Origin of the sequence: Clostridium felsineum DSM 794 (assembly GCF_002006355.2) — a bacterium.
Classification (GTDB): domain Bacteria; phylum Bacillota; class Clostridia; order Clostridiales; family Clostridiaceae; genus Clostridium_S; species Clostridium_S felsineum.
In genome coordinates, this window is record NZ_CP096980.1 from 4,789,665 (window position 1) to 4,813,738 (window position 24,074).

26 protein-coding genes are annotated in these 24,074 nt (G+C 30.4%); 6 read left to right on the forward strand and 20 right to left on the reverse strand.

Annotated features, from left to right (window positions below; genetic code table 11):
- Positions 1-149 precede the first annotated feature (149 nt).
- The 3 genes from CLFE_RS22160 to CLFE_RS22170 all read left to right on the forward strand — a co-directional run bounded on the left by CLFE_RS22160 (position 150) and on the right by CLFE_RS22170 (position 2,127).
- The gene (locus CLFE_RS22160; RefSeq protein ID WP_077895213.1) at positions 150-617 is read left to right on the forward strand and encodes a ribonuclease H-like YkuK family protein; all 468 of its coding nucleotides are present in this window, start codon (positions 150-152) and stop codon (positions 615-617) included.
- A gap of 196 nt (positions 618-813) precedes the next feature.
- On the forward strand, positions 814-1,359 hold the full coding sequence (locus CLFE_RS22165) for a DUF6609 family protein (protein ID WP_139356232.1): 546 nt from the start codon (positions 814-816) through the stop codon (positions 1,357-1,359).
- 33 nt (positions 1,360-1,392) lie between these two features.
- Positions 1,393-2,127 (forward strand): hypothetical protein, encoded by a 735-nt coding sequence (locus CLFE_RS22170; protein WP_207651420.1) that lies wholly within the window; start codon positions 1,393-1,395, stop codon positions 2,125-2,127.
- A 46-nt stretch (positions 2,128-2,173) separates the two neighbouring features.
- Here the strand turns inward: CLFE_RS22170 and CLFE_RS22175 are convergent, their stop codons facing one another.
- Positions 2,174-2,659 (reverse strand): RrF2 family transcriptional regulator, encoded by a 486-nt coding sequence (locus CLFE_RS22175; RefSeq protein ID WP_169851021.1) that lies wholly within the window; start codon positions 2,657-2,659, stop codon positions 2,174-2,176.
- Positions 2,660-2,932: 273 nt separating this feature from the next.
- On the opposite strand from CLFE_RS22175, the gene CLFE_RS22180 reads away from it, so the two are divergent.
- Complete coding sequence (locus CLFE_RS22180) at positions 2,933-6,130, forward strand: thioester reductase domain-containing protein (protein WP_077895212.1); 3,198 nt, start codon at positions 2,933-2,935, stop codon at positions 6,128-6,130.
- Positions 6,131-6,209: 79 nt separating this feature from the next.
- Here the strand turns inward: CLFE_RS22180 and CLFE_RS22185 are convergent, their stop codons facing one another.
- From CLFE_RS22185 to CLFE_RS24340, 3 genes are all read right to left on the reverse strand, one after another.
- Positions 6,210-6,512 (reverse strand): bacteriocin immunity protein, encoded by a 303-nt coding sequence (locus CLFE_RS22185; protein ID WP_077895211.1) that lies wholly within the window; start codon positions 6,510-6,512, stop codon positions 6,210-6,212.
- Positions 6,513-6,732: 220 nt separating this feature from the next.
- A complete protein-coding gene (locus CLFE_RS22190) occupies positions 6,733-6,903 on the reverse strand; it encodes a hypothetical protein (protein WP_250944694.1) in 171 nt (56 codons plus the stop codon).
- A gap of 44 nt (positions 6,904-6,947) precedes the next feature.
- Complete coding sequence (locus CLFE_RS24340; RefSeq protein ID WP_284738947.1) at positions 6,948-7,082, reverse strand: hypothetical protein; 135 nt, start codon at positions 7,080-7,082, stop codon at positions 6,948-6,950.
- A gap of 186 nt (positions 7,083-7,268) precedes the next feature.
- Between CLFE_RS24340 and CLFE_RS22195 the strand changes: the two genes are divergently transcribed.
- Entirely contained in the window at positions 7,269-9,251 is a 1,983-nt protein-coding gene (locus CLFE_RS22195) for a YgiQ family radical SAM protein (protein ID WP_077895210.1), read from the forward strand.
- A gap of 88 nt (positions 9,252-9,339) precedes the next feature.
- On the opposite strand, the gene CLFE_RS22200 is transcribed toward CLFE_RS22195, so the two are convergent.
- The 8 genes from CLFE_RS22200 to CLFE_RS22235 all read right to left on the reverse strand — a co-directional run bounded on the left by CLFE_RS22200 (position 9,340) and on the right by CLFE_RS22235 (position 15,362).
- Positions 9,340-9,504 (reverse strand): hypothetical protein, encoded by a 165-nt coding sequence (locus tag CLFE_RS22200; RefSeq protein WP_169851020.1) that lies wholly within the window; start codon positions 9,502-9,504, stop codon positions 9,340-9,342.
- Positions 9,505-9,837: 333 nt separating this feature from the next.
- Positions 9,838-10,008: a hypothetical protein gene (locus CLFE_RS22205; RefSeq protein ID WP_169851019.1), complete on the reverse strand. Its 171-nt coding sequence runs from the start codon at positions 10,006-10,008 to the stop codon at positions 9,838-9,840.
- Between the two features lie 160 nt (positions 10,009-10,168).
- A complete protein-coding gene (locus tag CLFE_RS22210; RefSeq protein WP_077895209.1) occupies positions 10,169-10,672 on the reverse strand; it encodes a hypothetical protein in 504 nt (167 codons plus the stop codon).
- Positions 10,673-10,883: 211 nt separating this feature from the next.
- On the reverse strand, positions 10,884-12,245 hold the full coding sequence (locus CLFE_RS22215) for an FtsX-like permease family protein (RefSeq protein WP_077895208.1): 1,362 nt from the start codon (positions 12,243-12,245) through the stop codon (positions 10,884-10,886).
- A 17-nt stretch (positions 12,246-12,262) separates the two neighbouring features.
- Positions 12,263-13,027 carry an ABC transporter ATP-binding protein gene (locus CLFE_RS22220; protein WP_077895207.1) on the reverse strand — a complete coding sequence of 255 codons (765 nt, stop codon included), beginning with the start codon at positions 13,025-13,027 and terminating at the stop codon, positions 12,263-12,265.
- 243 nt (positions 13,028-13,270) lie between these two features.
- Positions 13,271-13,846, reverse strand: a complete 576-nt coding sequence (locus CLFE_RS22225) for an inclusion body family protein (protein WP_077895206.1) — start codon at positions 13,844-13,846, stop codon at positions 13,271-13,273.
- A 215-nt stretch (positions 13,847-14,061) separates the two neighbouring features.
- On the reverse strand, positions 14,062-14,562 hold the full coding sequence (locus tag CLFE_RS22230) for a GNAT family N-acetyltransferase (RefSeq protein WP_077895205.1): 501 nt from the start codon (positions 14,560-14,562) through the stop codon (positions 14,062-14,064).
- Positions 14,563-14,567: 5 nt separating this feature from the next.
- Complete coding sequence (locus tag CLFE_RS22235; RefSeq protein WP_077895204.1) at positions 14,568-15,362, reverse strand: alpha/beta hydrolase; 795 nt, start codon at positions 15,360-15,362, stop codon at positions 14,568-14,570.
- Between the two features lie 145 nt (positions 15,363-15,507).
- Here CLFE_RS22235 and CLFE_RS22240 point away from each other — a divergent pair, with 145 nt between their 5' ends.
- Entirely contained in the window at positions 15,508-16,371 is an 864-nt protein-coding gene (locus CLFE_RS22240; protein WP_077895203.1) for an AraC family transcriptional regulator, read from the forward strand.
- 68 nt (positions 16,372-16,439) lie between these two features.
- Here the strand turns inward: CLFE_RS22240 and CLFE_RS22245 are convergent, their stop codons facing one another.
- From CLFE_RS22245 to CLFE_RS22280, 8 genes are read right to left on the reverse strand one after another with little or no spacing between them, the layout of a single operon-like run.
- Positions 16,440-17,702 (reverse strand): nitrogenase component 1, encoded by a 1,263-nt coding sequence (locus CLFE_RS22245; RefSeq protein ID WP_077895202.1) that lies wholly within the window; start codon positions 17,700-17,702, stop codon positions 16,440-16,442.
- On the reverse strand, positions 17,699-19,156 hold the full coding sequence (locus CLFE_RS22250) for a nitrogenase component 1 (protein WP_077895201.1): 1,458 nt from the start codon (positions 19,154-19,156) through the stop codon (positions 17,699-17,701). Before CLFE_RS22250 ends, CLFE_RS22245 begins: the two co-directional genes overlap by 4 nt.
- A 22-nt stretch (positions 19,157-19,178) precedes the next feature.
- Complete coding sequence (locus CLFE_RS22255) at positions 19,179-19,931, reverse strand: amino acid ABC transporter ATP-binding protein (RefSeq protein ID WP_077895200.1); 753 nt, start codon at positions 19,929-19,931, stop codon at positions 19,179-19,181.
- Complete coding sequence (locus CLFE_RS22260; protein WP_077895199.1) at positions 19,928-20,638, reverse strand: amino acid ABC transporter permease; 711 nt, start codon at positions 20,636-20,638, stop codon at positions 19,928-19,930. Before CLFE_RS22260 ends, CLFE_RS22255 begins: the two co-directional genes overlap by 4 nt.
- Positions 20,639-20,652: 14 nt before the next feature.
- Complete coding sequence (locus tag CLFE_RS22265) at positions 20,653-21,342, reverse strand: amino acid ABC transporter permease (protein WP_077895198.1); 690 nt, start codon at positions 21,340-21,342, stop codon at positions 20,653-20,655.
- A gap of 23 nt (positions 21,343-21,365) precedes the next feature.
- A complete protein-coding gene (locus tag CLFE_RS22270; RefSeq protein WP_077895197.1) occupies positions 21,366-22,178 on the reverse strand; it encodes a transporter substrate-binding domain-containing protein in 813 nt (270 codons plus the stop codon).
- 36 nt (positions 22,179-22,214) lie between these two features.
- Positions 22,215-23,156: a hypothetical protein gene (locus CLFE_RS22275; protein ID WP_077895196.1), complete on the reverse strand. Its 942-nt coding sequence runs from the start codon at positions 23,154-23,156 to the stop codon at positions 22,215-22,217.
- A gap of 11 nt (positions 23,157-23,167) precedes the next feature.
- Entirely contained in the window at positions 23,168-24,064 is an 897-nt protein-coding gene (locus CLFE_RS22280) for a radical SAM protein (protein WP_077895195.1), read from the reverse strand.
- Between the last annotated feature and the right edge of the window lie 10 nt (positions 24,065-24,074).

The following is a 24,074-nucleotide window of genomic DNA, read 5'->3' on the forward strand; positions in this document are numbered from 1 at the left end:
ATAATGTAAGTATACTTCTATCTACTTATTTAACTTAACAATCCTTTCCTACACTTTACTCCATAAATTATCATATTATAAAATATAATACTTTTATAAAAACTGCTTAAAATAAACTATAGTGATTACTCTTATTTAGGAGGATAAATATGCATAGTAAAACTTTTGGCGACGTTTCTATAGACCAGATGGTATTGCGCATAAAAGATTTTATATTAAAAGATAAGACCCACAAATATAAAATTACTATAGGTACAGATTCCCAAAATAAAAACTTAACAAAAGTAGTGGTAGTTGTAGCAATCCACAGAATTGGCTTTGGTGGGATTTTCTTCTATGATATCAAACAAGTCCATAAAATTTCCAATGTAAGACAGAAAATATACTATGAAACAGCATTAAGCCTTGAACTAGCTTCCAAGGTATCTCATGCCTTTGCTGAAGCAAATATACAAGAAGATATTGAAATTCACGCTGATATAGGCACTAATAAAAAAGGTAAAACCTATCCCCTAATAAACGAAATTACAGGTTGGATATCAGGTGAAGGCTACAAATATCAAATTAAACCTTACTCCTACACCGCCTCCTGCATCGCTGATAGATTAAGCAAATAATAATTTTCTTCATTTTGTTGATTCTACTCTCCAAATTAATGTAATATGTAATTGTAATATAATGCGTTAAATACTTACATTTTGACCTATAAAATATTCCTGATGTGCTAGTCCTACCTTAGAATCTTTTATGGAGAAAAATGTTTTAGTATTTTCAGCATTATATCTTTATTAAATTATTATGTGAGGTAGACTTATGGAATCGATGTTATCTAAAATGAAAAAATTAAAATTTTTAAACAAACGTCTTTGTGGAATATGGCTTATTTGGATTGGCTTTATCATATTCTTGGGCACGCTTTTAGGTGGTAAATACCTAATAAATCCATTTATATTTTCAGTTGGATATGCACTAGGATACTTCTCCATTTTTTGCACACCACTTTTCAGAAAACATTTTTCTTATGGAAAACATTCAAAATTTCAAGCAAAGACGTCCAAGCTTTCTGTAATATTACTGTTTGTTCTCATGTGCCTATTTTCAGGTAGATATTTCGGAGTAAACAACTATAGACTAATATGGCTTGGAGCACTTTTGGCAACAGCTATTCATTTCATTCCATTTTCACTTGTTCATGGTAAACTATTATTAATTATGTCCATTCCCTTAATTCTAACTTCCTTATTAGGAATATTAGATTCAAATATAAGTTTTTGTTACTTAGCCTTCATAGATGCTGTCATTAAAATATTATTTGGAATCATTCTCTTTATATCTAAAAAGCCAACGGGAACAGTTTAAATTAAAATAAAAATATATTTTAGGAGAATACACATGAAAAAAATAGCGTTCATTACTTTAGCAATCTCTTTAGCTTTTACTTATGGCTGCACAAATTCAAGTGCTACAAAAGCAAAAAACACTTTAAATTCTTCGAATAAAACAACTTTAATTACGAAAAAAAAGAACACTAATAATAAAACTTCTGCACCAATGCCTCAGGCTCAGCCTAATAATACTAACCCTGCACCTAATAATAAAAGCAGTGTTACTAATCCTTTTTTCTTTAATAGTGGCACTTCGAACATAACTTATTCTGGAGATTTTCGATTTAGTGATCCCGAAAAAAAGAATGTACAATTGCATATTAATAAAATCGCTATACTTAAAAATGGAGATTTATACGATTTAAAGCTAGATCCCATTTATGGAGCATCTAGCGATCGTTTAGATTTGGGTTTTCTTTACGTTCAAGGTGATAAAATATATAAAATTACTCCTACTAATGATAATCTCAATATGTTAAAAACTAGCGATAAACTCCCAGCCGATAGTTTAATTGTTTGTCAGGATACTGAAATTAAAGATACATTAAAAGAGGATGAGAAAGGCATACATAGTTCCCTAAAAGTTGATGGGAATACACGTGAATTTAATACTTATAATAATAGAGTTGATACAGGCTATTATGAATACATCACCTTTGAAAAAAATAAAGGAATTACTTATTTTAAAAGTGGTTATGGTGCTGAAAGAGATCAACTTGAATTAAAGCTAGTTACTAATTAATAATTATGCCAAATTTAAAGCGGGCAATTACTTGCTCGCTTTTCTATTATTTTATATTATCCTTACCCCTCATAAATTCATCAAGATCTATGGAAAATGGATCAATATCTCCACCTCGCAGCAGATCCTCCATTGTAAAATTTCTAAGCACTTCTTTGTACTGCATTTCTGCATTATGGAATACTCCTATAGTTTTAAGCCCTTTAAATACAAAATCATCCTTATTAATTATTTTGACTTTATTCTGTAGTTCATGATTTTTAAAAAAAGATCCTTCTCCTTCAACTGCTTGAAAAATGTCTAAAAATGATATTTCCTTTAGTTCCTTTTCAATATAAACTCCTCCATTTTTGTTTGCAGATGATTTAAGAATACCTACGCGAACTAACTGACCTAAAATTTTTTTCAAGTAAGAATCCGAAACAGATAAAAGATTGCTTAAAGTTCTACTTTTCACTGGCATTCTATTTTTTTGATATGATAATATTACGATTACATATATAGCTTGTTCCATTGCTATTTTAGTCTGCATTGCGATTCCCCCCATTATTTACTAACCTAATAATAAAACGCAATACAGAAAATGTCAAAAAACTATTTGACATTTTCTGTATTAAGCTTTATAATATCCCAAGAGTAAAATTGTCTTAGGAAACAAATTTATAACAAAATAGCAAAAAATAGCATACTATAACAGCTTATTGTATATCAAAAATCGGCACATTCATGGATTGATTTTATTATATTTATATTAAGCTCATAACAAAGTTAATCCATTAATAATATTATTAAGAGGTGAGTAATAATGAATTATTATGTTGAAAAAAATCAAGAAAACTTTTGGAATTTATTAACTGAAAATGCATCTACCAATGGAAATAATGCTTGTTTCAGCTTTTATGATTATTCAAAAAAAGAGAGACAAATAATTGAATTAACAAGAAATGATTTAGTTGAAAAATCAGCATCTGTAGCAACTATGTTAAAAAATAATGGTGCAAAAAAAGGGGATAGAGTATTAATTTTTTCTACACAAACAGCTGATAACATATTATCAATTATAGGTTCAATCTTAGCTGGAACAATATTCACAATAATACCACTACCAGAAAACCACAGTAAAGTTATTAGATTTTTATCTGTTATAGAATCTTGTACTCCTAAATTTATATTGGCTGACACAATATTTAAAGATAAAATAAACACTATTTTAAGTGAATTAAAAGAGGACAAGCAGTATAAGTCATTAATAGAGAGCTTAAAAGTAATTTATGTAAACGAATATGAAACAAATAAAAGTTTCACACCAGAAAAGTTATCATTAGATGATATTGTATATATTCAATACTCTTCTGGATCAACAAGTGCTCCAAAAGGAGTTATGATATCCTATGGAAATATAATAAGTGCTATCAACTCAGCTTTATCCATATTAAGTAAAGGTAGAATTTTTGGATGGGCTCCTTTCTTCCATAACTTAGGGCTTGTAAATCTAGCTTTAGCACCTGTTATCAAAAAAAGTATATGTGCGGGAATTATGTCTCCTGAAGCGTTTTTAGAAAAACCTTTAAGATGGTTTGAATGTATAAGTGATTTCAAAGCAGAAATTACTATGGCGCCTAATTCTGTCTATGAAAGCTATCCTAAATTAGTTCCTGCAAAAAAATTAAATAACATTGATTTATCAAACTTAAAAACATTAATAAATGGTTCTGAAATAGTTAGCCACTCAACACTCGAAAAATTCGCTAATGAATATAAGGATTTTGGAATTACTATTGATAAATTCTTAGTAGGTTATGGTCTATCTGAAACCACATGTACTGCTACTTGCAGTGACCACTACTCAGAAGCTCAAAGAATGATACTTGATCTAGATGAATATCAAAATGGTAAATTAGTTTTTGCAAATGAAAATACAAAAAATACAATTGAATTTATAGGTAACGGTAAAGCTATAAATACTACAACTGCAAAAATTGTTAACCCAACAACTTTAAAAGAATGTTCAGAAAATGAATTTGGAGAACTATGGATTAAAGGGCCTTGTATTGCTCAAGGTTATTACAAGAATAAAAAAGCAACAGAAGAAACCTTTAAAGCTAAACTTGAAGGCTATGATGGAGAATTTCTTCGTACAGGTGATTTAGGAATTATAAAAGATGGTTATGCTTATATTACAGGTCGTATAAAAGAACTTATAATTATAAATGGTGTAAATATAATGCCAAATGATATAACTGTAAAGTTAAAGGACTCTATGCCTGAATTAAATAGTTCTGTCATTGTTCCATTCTCAATATTAAAAGATGATAAGGAAAAATTAGTTGTTATTTCTGAAATACCAAATACACTTATAAATGCTAATTTAGGTGTACTAAAAAATAGAATAAATTCTTGTTTGCTAGATTACTTTGAAATATCTGCACATTACATTGGTTTTGTAAAGAAGGGTGAACTTCCAAGAGCTGATAATGGCAAAATATCCATATTAAAAACAGCCAACCTATATAAACAAGGAAAATTAAATTTAATAAGCTTAGGTAATGAAAATACAGAAAAGAAAACTAATAAGGTTATACACTACAATACCGAAACAGAAAAAACTTTAGGTACTATTATTAGTAATGATTTTTCTTACAAGGTTACAAGGGATGAAAACCTACTAAATTTAGGAATGGATTCATTGCAAGTACTACAGCTTACAACAAATATTGAAAACACTTTTGATGTATCCATACCCGTAGCTTTTATTTTTGAGAATCCTACTCTTGATAAAATAGGTGAGTATATTGATAAATCACTAAAGGGTGAAGATGTAAGCCTTCTAGAAAAGGATAAAACTTATTTATACGATGAAGTTAAATTAGACGAGAATATTAAAGCCAAAGAATATGAAACTGAAAATCCTCCTATGGAAAATGTATTTGTAACTGGAACTACTGGCTTTGTTGGTGCTTACTTAATTTACAGCTTAATTAATCAAACTAAATCAAGAATTTATTGCCACGTTAGAGCTAAAAATAAAGAAGCCGGATTTACAAGATTAAAAGAAAATATGGAACATTACAAACTATGGAAGGATGAATATAGAGAATATATTGTTCCTGTTATAGGAAACTTGGAAGCTCCTCTACTTGGCATTGACGAAGAAGAGTACAAACATTTAACTGAAATTGTAGATACTGTATATCATAATGGTGCACTACTTAACTTCGTATATCCATATGAAAGATTAAAAACTACAAATGTACTAAGCACAGTAAAAACTATTGAATTTTCTTGTACAGGGAAACAAAAATTTTATAACTATGTATCCTCCTATAGTGCCTTTGATAATCCTAGTCACTTTGGCAAAGTAGTACCTGAAGATGATCCTCTTAAAGATTGTACAGGATATTTCTTACCATATAGTGAAACAAAATGGGTATCAGAAAACATAATACATGTTGCAAGAGAAAGAGGTTTAAAAGCTTCAATATTCCGTCCTGGTGAAATAACTGGAGATAACAAAAATGGAATTTGGAAATATGGTGATTCTGTTAGTAGGACAATTAAAGCTATGATCACAACAAAAACTTATCCTAACATTGATATGAAAGTACACATGACTCAAGTAGATTACATTGCAGATGCTATAGTCTACATCTCAAGACAAGGGAAATTATACGGAAAAGCATATAACTTATTAAATAATGTACACATACCTTCTAGGAAACTTGGAGAAATAATTAATGAATGTGGCTACGAAACAAAACCTTTAGATTACGCTGTTTGGAAGGAGAATTTATTAAAATCAGATAGTGAACATCCTTTAAAATTATTAGAATCTCTTTTCAAAAAAGCTAAGAAAAATCCAATGGAAAATATAGAATGTAGATATGGCGAAATGGAACCAATTTTAGAGACTTCAAATACCGATGAAGCCCTAAAGGGAACTGGCATTACTTGCCCACCTATAGATAAAGAATTGATAAGCAAATACCTTAAAAATTTTGTTTAAAACCTGCAAAAGAAAGCACCTTATAGAATGGTGCTTTCTTTTTACATTTTATTTTTATAAAATAATATTTCATTATTATTTAAAATTGAGATTTATCTACATAATTTCCTCGATATATGCCATTTAAACCAGCATATTTACCTATTTTAGATAACTCTTTTATAAGATTCTCTTCATTAGATGAAAATTTCAGCTTTTCTGTATAAGCTGTAAAATATATGTAGTTAACTAATCTATTCATTAAAGGAATATTTTTTTCATCAGATAAATCTAGTTTTACATAAACTTTTAACAATACTTCTTTAATATCCTCAAAACCATTTTTTTTTGATTGTGAAATACTATTATATAAAGAATGTACTAACTCCTTAGATGTACTCATTAATTTAATACGTACCCCCTAATATAAACTTAATTTTTGCGTCTATAAGTGTTGTTAAAACCTCCACTATTACGATTATAGTTAAAAATCAATATAATGTAAATATAAAGCAAAAAACAGCCAGTACAGGTAAACAAACTGACTATTATATACCAATCTATAATTATTCCAATTCCCAATCACTATAATCAATATCTGGAACTTTCATTTGAAATCCTCCTTAATCTTTATTAAGTATATTATTCCAAATGCACCACGAAGAAAAAATTATTTTATTTTTGCATGCTCTAGATGCTTTTCCAGCTGCAATCAGGGAAAATTCCTCCCACATCATCAACCAATTTATCAAGACCATAAATCCCTCTATTTTTTTCATAGTTTTGTTTAGCATCTCTAAGTGTTTTTTCCTTCTTAAGCTCAGTAATGTCGTTAATACTATCTCCATATTTTACTATTTTTTGCTATTATCACTGCCTTTTCCGCTGCTCCTTTATTTATTCCTTCTTTTCTAGCAGTTTTTAGTCTAATCATCTGGTCATGGATTACTGCTTCTCTTGCTTCATATGCCATTCTTGATTTTTGTCCTTTGTCTTTTCTCTGATATCTAAAATTCCTTTTTTGTCTTCTGCAAATTACCTTGGTAGTTCATTATTTATTATTTTTAAATCATTAGTAATGTATTTGTAAACTACCTATCGTTGTGTTAAGATACTTTAGTAATAAACTTTGAAGAATTTAAAGAATTGGAGTTAATATATGAAACTTTGCAAGGAATTTTTACCTATTAATAAAGAAGATTTAAAAAAAAGAAATATTGATCAGCTAGATTTTGTTATTGTTTCAGGTGATGCGTATGTAGATCATCCTTCCTTTGGAACTGCTATTATAGGTAGAACACTTGAAGCACAAGGCTTTACCGTTGGAGTTATAGCTCAGCCTAACTGGCATAACTGTGAAGACTTCAAAAAACTTGGTAAGCCTAAATATGGATTTTTAGTTAACTCAGGAAATATAGATTCTATGGTTAATCATTATACTGCTGCAAAGAAGACAAGACACGAAGATTTATACTCTCCTGGCGGTGAAGCAGGACATAGACCAGACAGAGCTCTTATTGTTTACTGTAATAGAATACGTGAAGCTTATAAAGATACTGCAATTGCAATCGGTGGAATAGAAGCAAGTCTTAGACGTTTTGCTCATTATGATTATTGGGATAATAAGGTGCGCCGCAGCATTCTTGTAGATTCAAAGGCTGACTTACTAATGTACGGCATGGGTGAAAAAACTGTTATCCAAATTGCGGACTTATTAAAATATGGAGCTAACATAAAAAATATCACTACTGTTCGTGGAACCTGTTATTTAACTCATGATATATCTAACATAAAAGATGCTGTTACTATTCCATCCTTTGAAGATGCATCAACTGATAAAAATGCCTATGGAGAAGCTTACAAATTAGAATATTATGAGCAGGATTCCATAAATGGAAGAACTATAATTCAAAAGCATGGCGATAGATATTTAGTCCAAAATCCGCCTCAAGAAAATTTAACTCAGGAAGAAATGGATTTAACCTATAACCTGCCATATACCAGAACATATCATCCAATATATGAAGCTAAGGGCGGAATACCAGCAATACAGGAAGTTAAATTTTCAATAACAAGCCATAGAGGCTGCTTTGGTTCATGTTCTTTTTGTGCCTTAACCTTTCATCAAGGAAGAGTTATTCAAAATAGAAGTCAGGAATCAATAATTGATGAAGCAAAGCTTTTAACTACTCTTTCTGATTTTAAAGGATATATTCACGATATTGGTGGCCCTACTGCAAACTTTAGACATAAAGCCTGCAAAAAGCAAATAGAGCACGGAACTTGTAAAAATAGACAATGTATGTTTCCTGCCCCTTGTAAAAACTTAATAATAGATCATACAGAATATCTTTCCCTGTTAAAAAAGGTTAGGAAGCTTCCTGGCATAAAAAAAGTATTTATTCGTTCAGGAATTAGATATGATTATTTGATACATGATAAAAATGATGCGTTTTTCAAAGAATTATGTGAACATCATATTAGCGGCCAGTTAAAGGTTGCTCCAGAGCATGTTGTTCCAAGAGTGTTAAATCAAATGGGAAAACCTACAAGAGAAGTTTATGATACATTTGTTAATAAATATTTTCAAATAAATAAAAAATTAGATAAAAAACAATTTTTAGTGCCTTATTTAATGTCTTCCCACCCTGGTTGTGACTTAAATGCTGCTATAGATCTTGCATTATATATAAAAGAAATGGGATATACACCAGAGCAGGTACAAGACTTCTACCCAACCCCTGGTAGTTTATCAACTACTATGTATTACACTGGTTTTAATCCTATAACTGGTGAAAAACTTTATATTCCAAAAACACCAGAAGAAAAGGAAATGCAAAGAGCCTTAATACAATTTGCTGTACCTAAAAATTATCAAAAGGTTAAAAAGGCTTTAATAAAAGCTCATAGAGAAGACTTAATTGGTAACGACAAAAGCTGTTTAATAGGCTTTGCTCCAAAAAAGATAGGCTATCAAGGTAAGCATAAAAATACTTCTAAGAAAGCTCCTGAGAATGAAGGAAAAAATATTAATGCAGCTTCAAATAGAAAATCTAAAGACCAGTCAAAGACTCAATTAAGTAATTCAAGAAATACTAAACCTTCTCGTAAGTCTGGAAATAAAAAAAGAAGAGTTCATTAGTGAAAAAACTGCCTTGTTAATAAAAGATTATAAGGCAGTTTTTTTATAGCAAAAATCAGCACACTATAGTTTAATTTTCCTGTATGATTCAATAAATTCTTTGCTTGCTGATGGTATCACTCTTATCCCTTTTAAAGGGAGGTGCTACATTAAAATTGTAATTAGAATATATTGTTGCTTTAAATTTCTCTGTTATTTTGCTGTAAACTCCATGTTCTTTATATTCTGTTGTAAATCTTTTTTGACTACTCACTAATAAACACATCCTTCTTGTTTGTTATTATACGTATTTTTTATGTGTCTATCAATTCAGGTATACACCAGTTCCATCTGTTTCGTAAGTTACCTTGTCACCATCTAGTGAAATCAGTAAAACTAAAATCCGTAGCTATACAAAAATAACTTGAAAATTATATACTTTATAGATTTTCTTTTAATTTTTCTATTAATTCTAGTCTACTTTCATATAATTCTAAGTTCTCTTCCTTTAGACATTCTAAATATTCACTTTCCTCTACTGATTTATCTAGTTCATTCTTTAACTTTTGTGACTTGAATCCATTTTCTACAACTAAAGTTGCTAAGGCTAATACCGCTGTGATGGCTTCATCAAGTCTTCAAAAGAATCTTCAAATTCTACCATCACATTATCAATTAACTCATTAATTTCTGCTTTACTGTTAAGCATTTCTTCAAAACTATATTTTATGTCTAATGCTAAATCGTCCTCAAATATTTCATTTCCAAAAGTACTCATAATCATTTACCTACCATTTCAATTCATTAATATCTTTTAAATTTCCTACAATACATATATTCTATTTTAAATTTATCATAATCATTTCAAAAACATCTTGAAGTTGCATTTTTATTTAGTATAAACTCAATTTTCATATTAAAAATTAAACAACATAGTTTTAACAAAAGAACACGATTGTATCAGGTTTTATTTTCATTAAAAATTCAAAGGAAATATTTTCTATAGGACATTCAATTCTACCTGAAAACACAATCCTCTCTAGTTCAAACCCATCACTACACATATGCCAAAACAAACCAAATTTATCCACTCTATATTTGATTTTTAATAATTTTATGACTTCAATCCACTTTAGTGCATCTTCTTTATAATTTTGCTTTCTCTCCTTATATTCATCAACAACAGATTGTGCAATTAACTTATTATCAATATATTTATATACTACAGAAATATCTTTATTATATAAATCATATGCACCAATACCAGTAAGACTATCACATCCACTTATAGTTGCTTGTAAAAACATTTCATCTTTCAAAAGCTGGCTTCTTACGTAGCTATTAAATATCGGAAAAAAACCTAAATTGTATTTTTTCTTGAATTCTTTTAATAATTGAAATTTATAATCCCTTGACATAATTATGCCTATTCTAACACTCATAGATTTTATCTCCTTCAGCTATTTTAGGAATCAGCTGTTATATTCCATTTACATTTCCAAATTATATCATACTTTTTTGTCGAATTATACGCACAAATGTTGTAAATTGCATATAAGGCACTTGCTGAGTTTTTTACCAATTCATTATTGCAAAAAAAGAACGTACTTGGAGTTTTTGTATCCAGGTACGTTCTTATATATTAAATATTCTCTAAAAAAATCTAAATCTATTCTTCTTTAATACCAATTTTCTATATACTCTGTAACAAATTAATCCTGTTAAACAGAATGCAATTAAAAATATTATAAGCATCATTATAAGCATACTACTTGAAAGCATATTTGCCTTTTTAAACATGATAAAAAATATTAATATATGAAATAAAGGCAGAGTAATGATTATAGCATAGTACAACTTAAATTCTTCCTTAATAATTTGTTTAATTTCTTTTGTGGTATAACCAATTAAAGCTAACTGATTAAATATTTGATTCTTCTTATCTGCTTCCATAATTGTTTTATATAAAATACTTGCAGAAATCAAAATTATTATAGTAACATAGGCGAACACACATATTGTCTTTACCCTTGGAGATTCAAATACTGCCATAGCGCATAAAACTCCCTCTACAGTAACCGCCAAAGTAACAAGTAAAAACTTTAAATTTTTAAGCGATACATATAAATTACTTAAGGATATCATTTTTATTTTATCATCTAAGTACTTTTCATTTTTTAGGCTAAGTATCTTTTTAGGAATTGAATGTGTTATAATCCCTTGTATACCATATATGCTTGGTAATATGGCAAAAATCTCTCCCACGGAAACCGGAACATATTTAGGACATAGAAACGGAAAAATTATTGGGATAAAGTAACCTATTAAACACAAATCAATGGATTTATTAAAAAGCTTCACCTTAGAACGCGTCTTTTCCTTATCCTTTCTCATATATACTATATCAATTATTTCTTTAAGTGATAAATACTTTTTAGCTTTAGGGCGTGACCTTTTGTTGTATTCTATTAAATCTATAATTTCCCTAGTAGAAGCATAACTGTAATCTCCCATTGTTGCATAAACTAGCTGAAGAAATAGTATGGCAAAGGTTCCTCCAATTGAATAATTTGATATTACGAACAAACTGCCGCTTTTCCCTATTATATTGTACATAACTAACAGAAAAATAGGCATTATTGCCATTCCAACAAGTATTCCAAGAACGCAGCCCACTAACTCTATTAAAGTGTTTTGAAACAAAAGCATTCTAGCCATTTTTCCTGGCCAAATACCACTTAACTCTGCAATTCCCATTTCTTTTGATTTTCCCATAACAAAATAAGAATTTGCATAAAAAGTGAATACACAAACAAGTAATACTAGTAAAAATATTATATCCGCAGCAATATCATTCTTTCTCCCAGCTACCTCGTCCGCAAAAAAATTAGCATTGTTAATAACATTTAAAAGATTAAATATAAGTGCCATAGGAAATATTATTGATATTAAGTATATTAAATTACTCTTAACATTCTTTTTAAGCATTTTAAAAGCATAAATATATGCACCCATTAAAATTCCTCCTTCCCCTACATCTTGTCAAATAGACTTTGAGATTCCTTAGAGGCTATGTCTACAATTTTATAGAAAAATTCTTTTTGAGTTAATTCTCCTCTTTCAAGCTGTTCATCAATTTTTCCATCTCTTAAGAATATAAGTTTTCTTGAGTAGCTTGCTATCATAGAATCATGAGTGACCATAAGTATTGCCGTTCCATTCTTTATATTACGCTCTTCTAATATTTTTAAAAGCTCATGAGAATTCTTCGTATCAAGGCTTCCTGTTGGTTCGTCTGCAACAATTAACTTTGGATTAGTAACAAGTGCTCTAGCTGCTGCTGCTCTCTGTCTTTGTCCTCCTGAACATTCATTTGGAAACTTATCTAAGGTTTCAAAAATATTAAGACTTTTTGCAGTTTCATCAGTTTTTTCCCTTATTTCTTTCGCTTTTACCCCTGCTAGCATAAGAGGCACCGATATATTCTCTCTTATTGTCATAGACTCAATAAGATTAAAATCCTGAAAAATGAAGCCTATATTTTCATATCTAAATTCGCCCACTCGAGATTCTGTCATTTCATATACATTTTGATTATTTATCTTTACTACTCCTTTACTAGGTCTGTCCACTGTTGACAATACATTTAAAAATGTGGATTTTCCCGAACCAGATGGCCCCATTATACATATAAAATCCCCTTCATTAACTTCTAAACTAACATTGTTTAAAACTCTAGTTTTATTTTCATCCCCATAGACTTTAATAATATCTTTTGCAGTTATTATATTTTTCAAGTTAAGTCCCCCTTACATCAAATTTATTGATAGCGTTTTCAGTAGCGCTTTATTTAAATATATGACCCGTGCTTAATCTCCTATTATAATTATATAACAAAGTTACTATTAAAGTATATATTTTACTTTATATAAAATAATAATCCTATGATACATTTAATAACAATAAAATAGAGGGATACACTTTACTTTCTATTTAAATTGAAATGTATAGCCCTCTATCTTATTTAAATATATTCCTATTTAATTTACAGATATACTTGGATCCCACTCAAAATATCCAAATAAATTTTGAGTTTCTCCATCACCGTCCAAAGTATATAATGCAAATTGAATATGAAAACCTTCTTCTCCTTTCGCTTTTACTTGTGCACAATAACTTACAAAATTCAAAGTAATATTTTCTGCTACTATATTGTTATCTTTATATCTAGCTTTACCAAAATGTAAATTAGGTACTGCTGCTCCTTTTCTCTGTACTAAACTTGGTTCAAAATCATTAAATACACCATCATCATTAGGATCAGGATTAATTGGAGTTATCCCATATATTATTATTGCATCATCTGAATTTCCATAAATGGAGGTTCCTCTAAAATGTACATTATCTCCTGGATTAGCTGAAAAAGCCAAGTCTGCAGTTCCTTGTCCTGTAACACCTCTTTTACCATTACAAACCATATACTCACAATTGTGATCTATTTGACTTGGATTATTGGGATCTTGACTTGGATTTTTACAGTTTTTTCTTATATAATCTGTATCAATTACCACCATTATATCAATATTCTCACTACTATCAAGTTGTTGCGTATTCATAATATCTTCCCCTTTAAAATAAATTTTGGTTACTTTAATTAATATTCTAAATGGGGCAAAATATTCCACAATGTTTAAATAAAATTTAATTTTCGTCTTACCAGCTAATATATATCACCCTTGGATTCCCTTTAGTTCATTTTATTTTTGTATCATAACTAATATTTCTTATATAATGTACCATAATTGCTTTTATACTTCTTAATTTCATACCCTTATTTAAAAAGATACGCCACCTCATCTAATTCAACTCCGCCTTTAACCGCTTCCTTTTTATCTACTAACCTTCCGCCCAAATTCTCATAGAACTTACAGGCTGTATTTTCTTTAAAAGCCCAAACTATCATATCTTTTGCGCCCTCACTCTTAAGCCTATTCCACACTACTTCAAATAATTTTCTACCAATTCCTTGTCCTTGATATTCCTTTAAAATATAAATTGTGTATAAAATACTATCGTGCTTTTCCCTCTCTGGATTCATTTCTCCTGATGCAAAGCCAACAACTTGCCTTCTATCATTTTCAGCCACATACATAAACTCTTTTGCACTTTTATTATCAAATAACCTATCAAGCCACTTTTGTTCCTGCCATTCATAGGTACGTTTTTTAAGGTAATCTTCCTTTATAAATTTAGAATACGAAGTTTTCCAAGTATCAACATGAACTCTAGCAATATCATTAACATCTTTAATATTTGCTTCTCGTATAATCATTTATTTCACCTTTCTTCATTATAAAACTTTAAGTATTTCTCCATATTAGATTTTATATACCCACCACTGTGATTTCCTATAAATATATAATTCTCACAATTAACCTTCTTTTCCTCTAATATTTTGTATAAAATAGAACATCCCTTATAAAATTCGCCCTCGTCTTTATCTCCTGCATCAAGATAAACCTTCATATTAAAAATATCATTATTACTAGCTATGTATATAGGATTGTATTTATTCCATACATTTTCATCACTATAATAGGCTTTATCCTCCTCTTCAAGCCTAAGCTCCAATGCAGGCATATGACCTCCAACCTTTGAAAACATATTTTGATGCCTAAAAGCATTATGAAGTGCTGCATAGCCACCTGCGGATATTCCACCTATATATCTTCCTCTCCTATCTTTTATGGTATTAAAGGTTTTGTCTATAAAAGGCACCACCTCTTTTATAAAATAATCCTCATACCTTCCCAAATTCATTATCCTACCACTGTCGCCAGGCTCAAGCAGCTCTTTGTAACTGAAAGATGAGTTTACACCATGGCTATTATCAATTCTTGGACATACAATTATTAGGGGCTCTATTTCTCCTTTTTCTATAAGCTTGTCGGCCTTAATTCTTATATCCATCTCCTCCATAATATTTTCATTTTGACTTCTTCCATGAAGAAAATATAATACAGGTAAAGTCTCAATATCCTCATATTCTTTAGGTAAATACACCTTAATTGCCATTTCCTTTGAAAGCACTTCACTATTAAAATTTATTGTCTCAACTTTTGATTTCTGCATTTTTACACCTCATTTAAATTCTTTTATAGTATTATTTTGTTATTTACAATTAAATTTGTTATCTTTATAATATCAATATAAGACCTAATTATCATGAATATTATTGCTTTTTATTAGGATTATCTTGCTATTATAGGAGGCAAACATGCGAAATCCATCAAATTATTATTATAAAAAAATGCCTAATGAAAACTTTTTTGTAGATATATTTCAAAATTATCATACTGAGCTTGGATCTACTCTTTATAGTCATTGGCATGAACATCTTCAATTTTTTTACTACACCAGTGGGACTGCTATCCTAAATTGCAATCATAAAGAAATAAAAGTAGCAACAGATGATTTGATAATAGTAAACAGCAATGAGCTGCACGATTGTATAAATACCTGTACAAATTTAAGTTACTATGTCATACGAGTAGATTTAAGTTTTCTTTTTAGTAATCAAACAGACTGCTGCCAAGCCAAATTTTTAACGCCACTAGCTGAAAATCTCATACTCTTCAAAAACTTAATTAGGAATGATACCACTGCAAACAATTATATAAAAGAAATTATTAAAGAATATTTCGAGAAAAATTTAGGATACGAGCTGTATATAAAGGGGCTTTTTTATGAGCTTATTGTTTATTTAATGAGAAATTACATAGAAAAAATTTTAACTAAAAAACAATTTGATATGCGTGTAAATAATTTGACTCGTTTTAGCAAAACCATTAAATACATAGAAGATAACTACTGCTCTAAGATAGATTTGAACACTCTTGCAAAAATCACCAATATGAGCACCTACCATTTTTGTAGATCCTTTAAAGCACTTACTGGCAATTCACCTATAAACTATATAAATAAGCTTAAAATAAATAAAGCCTTGTCCCTTTTGAGGAAAGGTGAACTTAATGTAACAGAGGTGGCTCTAAATTGCGGTTTTAATGATATTAACTATTTTAGTAGATTGTTTAAAAAATACAATAATATATCCCCAAGGGAGGTAAAAAAGGGCTCTTAAGCATTAATAAAAAAGCCACATAAGCTCACAAACTGTGATACCCTGCAGCCGCTATACATGTTAATATATTAATTATTGTTATATAAATCTTCAAGAAAGGTTAAACAGCCTCTATAGCCTGCATAACCTTTGTTTATTATAAATGCACCTGTTGCTGGATAACTTACTAGCGTAGTAAATATATCCAGTTCATTACCAATTTCTCTATCTAAGCTACTGCCCATTAACAATGTAGCTTCATCCTTATATTCTTTAACAAGTTCCCCTATTTTCCATTTATCATTTTCAAATACTACTCTAGGTTTTCTACCATATTCTAAATTTTGAACTTCCTCTTCAATTTTCTTACGATAACTAACTGGAATATCATCTGTCACTATAGCAAGCAAGGGTACTTGACTATAGTCATTTACTAAAAACTTAGTTACTCCTATTACAGTATTTGCATCCCCTACAATAATAAATCTATAATTTGATACAACCCCTATATTCTTTTCAAAATGACTATATACATAGTCTTCCTCTTCTTCGATTACATTATTTACTAATTCTTCTTCTATTTCAAGTTTTTTGGCTAACTCTATTACAAATCTTGAGGTGTCTGTCGGTCCTATAGGAATTCCATTATATCTAAAGGTTTCAACTCCAAATTGCTCATAAAAATTCTTTGAAAATTTGTCTAAAAGCCAAGGTGATAATATTATATTTAATGCCGCACTTGATGCCGTCTTTATATTATTTATATTTTGATGTGCTGTAAAAAAAGTATTTACCTTAAGCCCAAGTTTATTTAATATTCTTACAATTTCTTCAAAGTTACCTTCCCAAAATATATCCTGATGAGGTACTATTCCGAATAAATTAACAACCCTCTTTTCTTTAGGCTGCTTTGCAACAATTGCCTTGAATATCCCTTCTATTGCGACCTCATATCCATAATATGTATCCCCCTTAAAGCCTGAAGTTTCAATACTTAATATAGGAACCCCTTTATCCTTAAATTTATTAACAACACCATCTACATCATCACCTATTATTCCAGAAGTACATCCCGTTAATACTACATAATAGTCCCCTTCCATTACTTCTAAAGATCCCTCTATAGTTTCCTTTAACCTCTTACTTCCACCAAATATAACCTCTTTTTCAAACATGTTAGTGCTTGGGCAACCTATACCTCCTATATAACCAGTTTTTTGTCCTATAGAGGTTTGAAGTCCACAGCCTGGTCCTGCATGAAAAATTGGTATAAACCTTTCGATTGCCGTTGCCACTCCAAGTGCTCCCCCTAAAGCACAAGAACTTCTTGGATTTTCTACACATTTACTCATAAGTCATTGCCCACCTCCTTAAAATATTTAAATGCATTTTCAGAGTACCATTGTTTTTTATATGGCAGCTTTTTACGCTTTGCAAGCTTTATATTAAAACTTGGATTTTCAACTGCATTTTCAATTTTTCTTCCTAAATATATTAATCCGTTATATCCAAAGGTTGGTCGTTTTGCCTCTAAAATATGAGTTGTTGGTATACCAAGCTTTGATACCCATGTAGATATACCTATAAATAAATCAGGCTTTAACTTATTCACAAGATTTGACTGTTCAAAGGGCTGCATATTTGCAATATCAATAATAAAATTATCCCCATGTATTTTTTCCAGCTCTTCAAAGTTTTCAATCAGTGCCTCTTCGTAAGTAGGCGTTTGAATTCCTATCAGCTTCATTCCAAAATCCTCAATCAAGGTAGCCGCTGCTATGCCTCTTCCTGTTCCTGCACATATAAAAACTTTCTTTCCCTTTATACGTTCCTTAATTTCATTTATTTTAGGAAGTATTCTCTTGTGCTCCTCTTCAATATACTTTAAAGCAATCTCTTCTTTTCCTACCATTCTTGCCACACTTAAAAACCAATTATCTGTGCTTCTTATACCTATAGGCATACCTGTCTTAGAATATGGAATATCATATTCATTTTTTAAGTATTCCATAAACTCATCCGCAAATACCTGGCATACCGCTACTGAATATTCCGCTGCAGGTATCTTTTTTAATTTTTCTACATTTGAATAAAAGGGTATATAATTGACGTGCAAACCCAACACTTTAAGAAGCTTTTCCATTTCCATTTGATCTTTATAGCCAATACTTGTTGTAGCAAATATATTTATTAAGCCCTTTTCCTTCTTTGGTCTTTCCCCTTTAATTATATATTTTCCTATAGCCTTAAATACTGTATCAAAGCCTGTAGCTGGAACCTTTGATTTAAAGCCTTCGCAATGTATCGGTATTACAATAGCCCTAACTTCTTCTTGAACATTTTTTACTACGGCATCAATATCATCTCCAATAATTCCTGAAGAGCAAGACGTAAATACAAATATTACATTGGGATCATATCTCCTTTGAAGCTCAAGTACTGCATTTCTAACCTTTTTTTCTCCACCTAAAACAATATCTCTTTCATCTACATTTGTTACAATATACCTTGCGTTTCTTATATGTTTTATTCCTCTATGATATTGTCCTACCTTAAAATTATCATTTATAAATGAAACACAGCCCACACATCCATTAGGTGCATGTACTACAAAAGCTGCATCTTCCATTGAAAGCAAAGCAGCTATACTGTTCGTCTCTTGGCATTGAGTAGCCTGAGCAAAAGTTCTATCTGCATTTTTTAAACATCGCCTTTTAAATTTGTGAGAAAGCTTTCCACTTGCCCCTCCACCGTCAGTTAGTGCATATTGTCTATCTTCACGATTTTTTGCTATAATACCACCCATATGTTAATCTCCTTTCTTAGATTTAAATAGTATAACTCCATTCTGGAACTATTCTCTTTAAAAATTTTCGTGTTCTTTCCTCTTTTGCATTTCTAAATATCTCATTTGGTGTACCTTCTTCTACAACAACTCCATCCTCCATAAACACAATTTTATTTGCAATGTCATAGGCAAAGGACATTTCATGAGTAACTACAATCATTGTTATTCCTTCTTTAGCCACTTTTTTCATAACCTCCAGCACATCTCCTACAAGCTCTGGATCTAATGCTGAGGTTGGTTCGTCAAATAATATAACCTCTGGGTTCAAGGCTAATGCCCTTGCTATTCCAACTCTCTGCTGCTGACCTCCAGACAGCTCTGATGGATAAAAGTCATATTTTTCAGCTAGTCCAACTTTATTCAATACCTCTTTACTTATTTTCTCAGCTTCCTTTTTGGGAATCCTTCTTGCAGTTACAAGGCCTTCCATTACATTGTCTATTACTGTTTTATTATTAAAGAGATTATAATTTTGAAATACCATGGCAGTTTTTTTTCTCACCTTCAAAATATCTTTTTTAGATGCATGTCTTAATTTTATTGTATCTTTACCTATAGTAAGTTCACCTTCATCTGCCTTTTCCAAAAAATTTATGCACCTTAGTAACGTTGTCTTTCCAGATCCACTTGGACCTAATATTACAACTACATCACCTTTACTGACCTTTATATCCACACCCTTTAACACATGGTTTTTACCAAAGGTCTTATTAATTCCCTTTAATTCTATCAACTTATTCCCCTCCTACTGCATAGTGCTAATTTTCTCTCTAATACACCTGAAATTCCCTCAATAACAATTGTAAGTCCCCAATATATTATTGCTGCTGCCACATATACCTCCAAAAATTTGTAGTTTGCATTAGCTGTTATTATTGCTGCATTTAAAAGATCAATTACTGCCACCATATAAGCTAATGATGACCCCTTTATAAGCCCTATTACCGTACTACATAAAGTAGGAAGTGCTATGGGTAATGCTTGTGGTATTATTATTCTCCTTACAGTTTGTATTCTTGTAAGTCCAACTGAATAACTAGCTTCAAATTGACCTTTCCCTACAGATAAAAATGCTCCTCTTACTACTTCTTCTATTGCTGCTATAGCATAAAGTGACAATGCTACGTATGCTATGTATATTGTATTTATATCTTTAAATCTAATTTTTAGATGTAACCTTTTCCCAAAAACATCTATAATTTGATTTGTGGAAAAGTAGACTATCAATAATAACAAAACTATTGGTATACCTCTAATTATGACTACATATATCTGTGATATTTTCGCTAATACCTTAATTTTAAATATTCTAAAAACAGCTAGCAGTGTTCCAAAAATAAGTCCAATTATAAACGGAACTATAGTTAATAGTAACGTAGTTGGAGTCGCCTTAAGTGCCGCTCTTAATGCCACTAACATAAAACTAAAATCAAAATTCATCTTCTCACCTACAATCAGCTTTGTTTTCTTATTATTAATCGTCTTTCAACACTGCTAAACAATTTTTCTATTATTGTAGCTAATATAACAAATATTATTGCCGCATCCACATATCCTTCGATGGTTCTTCGTGTATTTGCTGCAATCGCTTGTACCTCACCCATTACATCAATTATCCCTAAAGTAAATGCTATAGAGGTATCCTGCAATAATCCAACTAGTGTAGTACCTAAGCTTGGTAGAGCTGTTATTATTGCTTGCGGAAATACTATTCTCGTAAATGCTTGGATTTTATTCAATCCTACTGAGTAAGCAGCTTCTGTTTGTCCTATTGGTACACTTCCAATTGATGCCCTAAATATTTCTGCTAAAAAGGCCGCTGAATTTAAGGCATAGGTTACAATTACAAAATATAGTTTGTCCCATCTATTTATATCAATATTAAATGAGTTCAGAACTAAAGGTAGTCCGTAAAATACTATAAACATTTGTACTATTATTGGTGTTCCACGAACAAATGATATATAAACTATTGATAATTGATTAAGTACAGGTACCTTATATAGTCTAAAGATAGACAATACTATTCCTAAAACTGCACCCAATATAATTGAAGCTGACACAATTAATAAAGTAATATTTAAATGTGCTAATATTTTAGGAAAATACTGAAACATAGCATTTGCGTCAAATAGTTTTCCCATTTTATCTCCCCTCCCTTTATGCTCTAATCATTTTTTGTATAATCTGCACCTAAATCTTTTATTGAAAGCTTTGATAATGTTCCGTCAGTTTTTATTTCCTTCAATGCCTTTTCAAAGTCAGCTTCCAATTGTGTATTCTTCTTATTAAATACATGGTAAGCAGAAGATGAAGCAACTATTGGTCCTACAATTTGAAGCTTATTTCCAAACTGCTTATTGTAATCAGCTACAGATCTTTTAATGTCTAAAAATGCATCATACTTTCCATTAGAAACGTTATTTACTAGTGTTGCTGAATCCTCTGAAGAGTAAACTATCTTAAATAAGTTGTTATGTGCTTTATTATAAGAGTCTAATACATATGCCGAATTGCTTCCTGATACTGTTTCAACCGTCTTTCCCTTTAAATCTGCTAATGAATTTATATCCGTTCTACCATTTTTAACAACAAGTCTTAAATTATATATATCTGTTGGAACCTTTGAATATAAGAATAATTTTTCTCTATCTTGGTTTTTTTCTATCTGATGAGCTCCCACATCTGCCTTTCCAGATTCCACACTGATTAAAACATCTTTAAAATCATATTGATCATATTCAAATTTATATTGTGGTAATTTTTTATTTATTGCATTTAATACGTCCACTTCATAACCAACAAGTTTTCCTTTACTATCTAAATAGCAATACGGTTTGTAGGCATTACCTATAGCTATAACTACTTTCTTTGGATTAGACGCTGATGCTGAACTGTTATTTTTAGCAGAACAACCTGTAGCTACCATTCCTACTACAATTCCTAAAACAAGAACTCTTAACACTTTCAATTTCTTCATTAAAACAACCCCCTATTTTTAAATTCTTTCTTTATATCATGTACAGCTGCTACAACTATTAGTATTTGTGCTAATTTCATAAAAGTCATTTACAATTCTAAACTTATAATTATTTATATTAAAAACTTCCCCCGTATTACCGAATTTAACCCTATCCCCTAAAAACTCAACCTTATATGGTACAACCTCTAGCTTATCTTCCCTAAACAAACTAGATTTTAACTTAGGTTTAATTGATCTTATATACTCACCTACATTATTATATATTTCTATTTTATCTGTAGAGGTAATTAGTGATTTGATTTCACCATTCCCGTAAAAACAAAGAGAATTTTTATCACCACTAATTCCAATAGCGTTTATATCATATGCTAAAATAGTTCCAATAGGTGTCTTTACTCTAATTTTACTCAAAGGTTCTAACGATTTTATTTCACCATTTTTATATAACGCAAGGCCCATTCTAACCTCAACTATTCCAATAGGTGTTTTTAATTTCACTCTATCTTTGCGCCAAAATGTGATACTTTTCAACTTTTTAGACTCGTAAAAACTTAATGCCACAACTTTAGTTTTTATCTGTCCTATTTTAAGTTTCAACTCTATTATTTCTGCCAATTCATATTCATTTTGTTCAGTCCAAAAAGCTGTTATTTTCCCGTTCACAGGAAATACCTTTTTTATATTTCCATTTTCATAAAAGGTTATTAATTCCGATTTTATATTTCCAATAGGAGTAACTACCATTTCTCTTGAATTTAAAGCAACGCTCTTCAATTTTCCACTTCTATAAAATGCTACAGTACTTGTACTTTTAGTTCGTATACCATCCTCTTCAAATCTTGGTACAAAGCTTCCTATTTCAGTTTTTAGCTCGCAATATTCCTTTAGTGTGCATTCACTAATTTCTCCAGTTGTATAATATTGTGCTATACTTACACCTTTTAAAATCCCATAATTTGTCATAACATCTACCATATTAGTACCTCTTAACCATGTGAAAATGTTTCTAAATCTAATCTCGTTCCATATAACTGATTTGACAAATCTCTCTGACCTGGTATACCACATGCATCTGCACGGCAGTGTTTGCAATGTCTAAATACATCTAGATATTTCTCCGCTTTAGCTCTGGCACTATCAAGTTCCATGCAGGTTGGTGCTGGAATATGGCTTAAATCATGTTGTGGAATTAATGGTATTATATTGTAAAGTTTGGCACCAGCCTCTTTAACGGTCTTTGCTATTTCTTCAATATGTTTATCATTAATTGTTGGTATTAATACTGTATTTACCTTCACAATAACTCCTAATTCACTTATCTTTCTTATGCCTCTAAGCTGAGCATCTATAAGTATTTTAGCTGCTTCTTCTCCATAATAAATCTTTTTATCTAATATTATGTGTGATATTATTTGACTTTGAATTTTATGATCTACTGCATTAACCGTTACTGTTATAGTACTTACTCCAACCTTATATAGTTCCTCTGCATACCTTTCTAATAGCAATCCGTTTGTACTTAAGCACTTTATTAAATCTGGATATTCTTCATTTACATATTTAAAAGTTTCTATAGCATTTTCTGTAGCTAATGTATCTCCTGGACCTGCAATGCCTACTACTGTAATTTCAGGGCATAGCTCTAATGCTCTTTTAACTGTGCTAACTGAATCTTTAGGTGCTAGTATTCCATTAGCTACCCCTGGTCTATCTTCATTATTATTGCAATCTCTTTTGCAGAACTTACATTGAATATTACATGTAGGACTTACGGGAAGATGAAGCCTTCCAAATTTGGAATGTGCCTCTCCTCCAAGACATGGATGTAAATTAGATAAATGTTTATATTTTTCTTCTCTATCGAACGGACCTGTATTTGCCATTTTTCCACCC